Source organism: Streptococcus infantis (assembly GCF_964243025.1).
Taxonomy (GTDB): Bacteria; Bacillota; Bacilli; order Lactobacillales; family Streptococcaceae; genus Streptococcus; species Streptococcus infantis_N.
Genome location: NZ_CAXTDJ010000013.1, coordinates 1 through 3970 on the forward strand (window position 1 = coordinate 1; position 3970 = coordinate 3970).

The following is a 3970-nucleotide window of genomic DNA, read 5'->3' on the forward strand; positions in this document are numbered from 1 at the left end:
AGCTAAGCGACTTCCATATCTCACAGGGGGCAACCCCCAACTACTTCCGGCGTTCTAGGGCTTAACTTCTGTGTTCGGCATGGGTACAGGTGTATCTCCTAGGCTATCGTCACTTAACTCTGAGTAATACCTACTCAAAATTGAATATCTATCAAATATCAAGAAAACCTTAAGCTTTCGTATTCTCAGTTACTTTGGATAAGTCCTCGAGCTATTAGTATTAGTCCGCTACATGTGTCGCCACACTTCCACTTCTAACCTATCTACCTGATCATCTCTCAGGGCTCTTACTGATATAAAATCATGGGAAATCTCATCTTGAGGTGGGTTTCACACTTAGATGCTTTCAGCGTTTATCCCTTCCCTACATAGCTACCCAGCGATGCCTTTGGCAAGACAACTGGTACACCAGCGGTAAGTCCACTCTGGTCCTCTCGTACTAGGAGCAGATCCTCTCAAATTTCCTACGCCCGCGACGGATAGGGACCGAACTGTCTCACGACGTTCTGAACCCAGCTCGCGTGCCGCTTTAATGGGCGAACAGCCCAACCCTTGGGACCGACTACAGCCCCAGGATGCGACGAGCCGACATCGAGGTGCCAAACCTCCCCGTCGATGTGAACTCTTGGGGGAGATAAGCCTGTTATCCCCAGGGTAGCTTTTATCCGTTGAGCGATGGCCCTTCCATACGGAACCACCGGATCACTAAGCCCGACTTTCGTCCCTGCTCGAGTTGTAGCTCTCGCAGTCAAGCTCCCTTATACCTTTACACTCTGCGAATGATTTCCAACCATTCTGAGGGAACCTTTGGGCGCCTCCGTTACCTTTTAGGAGGCGACCGCCCCAGTCAAACTGCCCGTCAGACACTGTCTCCGATAGGGATCACCTATCCGGGTTAGAGTGGCCATAACACAAGGGTAGTATCCCAACATCGTCTCCTTCGAAACTGGCGTCCCGATCTCATAGACTCCTACCTATCCTGTACATGTGGTACAGACACTCAATATCAAACTGCAGTAAAGCTCCATGGGGTCTTTCCGTCCTGTCGCGGGTAACCTGCATCTTCACAGGTACTAAAATTTCACCGAGTCTCTCGTTGAGACAGTGCCCAAATCATTACGCCTTTCGTGCGGGTCGGAACTTACCCGACAAGGAATTTCGCTACCTTAGGACCGTTATAGTTACGGCCGCCGTTTACTGGGGCTTCAATTCATACCTTCGGATTACTCCTAAGCACTCCTCTTAACCTTCCAGCACCGGGCAGGCGTCACCCCCTATACATCATCTTACGATTTAGCAGAGAGCTGTGTTTTTGATAAACAGTTGCTTGGGCCTATTCACTGCGGCTGACCTAAAGTCAGCACCCCTTCTCCCGAAGTTACGGGGTCATTTTGCCGAGTTCCTTAACGAGAGTTCTCTCGCTCACCTGAGGCTACTCGCCTCGACTACCTGTGTCGGTTTGCGGTACGGGTAGAGTATGTTTAAACGCTAGAAGCTTTTCTTGGCAGTGTGACGTCACTAACTTCGCTACTAAACTTCGCTCCCCATCACAGCTCAATGTTATAGAATTAAGCATTTAACTCAATTCACACCTCACTGCTTAGACAGACACTTCCAATCGTCTGCTTTAGTTAGCCTACTGCGTCCCTCCATCACTACATACTCTAGTACAGGAATATCAACCTGTTGTCCATCGGATACACCTTTCGGTCTCTCCTTAGGTCCCGACTAACCCAGGGCGGACGAGCCTTCCCCTGGAAACCTTAGTCTTACGGTGGACAGGATTCTCACCTGTCTTTCGCTACTCATACCGGCATTCTCACTTCTATGCGTTCCAGCGCTCCTCACGGTACACCTTCTCCACACATAGAACGCTCTCCTACCATACCTATAAAGGTATCCACAGCTTCGGTAAATTGTTTTAGCCCCGGTACATTTTCGGCGCAGGGTCACTCGACTAGTGAGCTATTACGCACTCTTTGAATGAATAGCTGCTTCTAAGCTAACATCCTAGTTGTCTGTGCAACCCCACATCCTTTTCCACTTAACAATTATTTTGGGACCTTAGCTGGTGGTCTGGGCTGTTTCCCTTTCGACTACGGATCTTAGCACTCGCAGTCTGACTGCCGACCATAATTCATTGGCATTCGGAGTTTATCTGAGATTGGTAATCCGGGATGGACCCCTCACCCAAACAGTGCTCTACCTCCAAGAATCTTGATGTCGACGCTAGCCCTAAAGCTATTTCGGAGAGAACCAGCTATCTCCAAGTTCGTTTGGAATTTCTCCGCTACCCACAAGTCATCCAAGCACTTTTCAACGTGCCCTGGTTCGGTCCTCCAGTGCGTCTTACCGCACCTTCAACCTGCTCATGGGTAGGTCACATGGTTTCGGGTCTACGACATAATACTAAAGCGCCCTATTCAGACTCGGTTTCCCTACGGCTCCGTCTCTTCAACTTAACCTCGCATCATATCGTAACTCGCCGGTTCATTCTACAAAAGGCACGCTCTCACCCATTAACGGGCTCGAACTTGTTGTAGGCACACGGTTTCAGGTTCTATTTCACTCCCCTCCCGGGGTGCTTTTCACCTTTCCCTCACGGTACTGGTTCACTATCGGTCACTAGGGAGTATTTAGGGTTGGGAGATGGTCCTCCCAGATTCCGACGAGATTTCACGTGTCTCGCCGTACTCAGGATACTGCTAGGTACAAAGACTATTTTAAATACGAGGCTCTCACTCTCTTTGGCTGACCTTCCCATGTCATTCTTCTATAGTCTTTGAGTCCACATTGCAGTCCTACAACCCCGAAGAGTAAACTCTTCGGTTTGCCCTCCTGCCGTTTCGCTCGCCGCTACTAAGGCAATCGCTTTTGCTTTCTCTTCCTGCAGCTACTTAGATGTTTCAGTTCACTGCGTCTTCCTCCTCATATCCTTAACAGATATGGGTAACAGGTAGTACCTGTTGGGTTCCCCCATTCGGAAATCCCTGGATCATCGCTTACTTACAGCTACCCAAGGCATATCGTCGTTTGTCACGTCCTTCTTCGGCTCCTAGTGCCAAGGCATCCACCGTGCGCCCTTATTAACTTAACCTTACTTTTTTGACCTTTCAGTCATAAACTCTTATTAATACTACAGCGTTTTCGGTTTATTTTCTTGTTACTATTTGATATAGATATTCAATTTTCAATGTGCATTACTTGGTGATCTCTCACCAATGGAGCCTAGCGGGATCGAACCGCTGACCTCCTGCGTGCAAAGCAGGCGCTCTCCCAGCTGAGCTAAGGCCCCACAAGACCTCTCAAGACTAAACAAGACCAATGTGCATTCCTTATCCTTAGAAAGGAGGTGATCCAGCCGCACCTTCCGATACGGCTACCTTGTTACGACTTCACCCCAATCATCTATCCCACCTTAGGCGGCTGGCTCCAAATGGTTACCTCACCGACTTCGGGTGTTACAAACTCTCGTGGTGTGACGGGCGGTGTGTACAAGGCCCGGGAACGTATTCACCGCGGCGTGCTGATCCGCGATTACTAGCGATTCCGACTTCATGTAGGCGAGTTGCAGCCTACAATCCGAACTGAGATTGGCTTTAAGAGATTAGCTTGCCGTCACCGGCTTGCGACTCGTTGTACCAACCATTGTAGCACGTGTGTAGCCCAGGTCATAAGGGGCATGATGATTTGACGTCATCCCCACCTTCCTCCGGTTTATTACCGGCAGTCTCGCTAGAGTGCCCAACTGAATGATGGCAACTAACAATAGGGGTTGCGCTCGTTGCGGGACTTAACCCAACATCTCACGACACGAGCTGACGACAACCATGCACCACCTGTCACCTCTGTCCCGAAGGAAAACTCTATCTCTAGAGCGGTCAGAGGGATGTCAAGACCTGGTAAGGTTCTTCGCGTTGCTTCGAATTAAACCACATGCTCCACCGCTTGTGCGGGCCCCCGTCAATTC

Annotated in this window: 1 tRNA gene and 3 rRNA genes; all 4 read right to left on the bottom strand. The window is 49.7% G+C overall.

Features of this window, described 5'->3' with window-relative positions:
- Position 1: 1 nt before the first annotated feature.
- Positions 2 to 117, bottom strand: a 5S ribosomal RNA gene (gene rrf / locus ACESNQ_RS08620).
- 77 nt (positions 118 to 194) lie between these two features.
- A 23S ribosomal RNA gene (locus ACESNQ_RS08625) occupies positions 195 to 3097 on the bottom strand.
- 125 nt (positions 3098 to 3222) lie between these two features.
- Positions 3223 to 3295 (bottom strand) — tRNA-Ala (locus ACESNQ_RS08630).
- A gap of 50 nt (positions 3296 to 3345) precedes the next feature.
- Positions 3346 to 3970 (bottom strand): 16S ribosomal RNA (locus ACESNQ_RS08635); the annotation flags it as partial.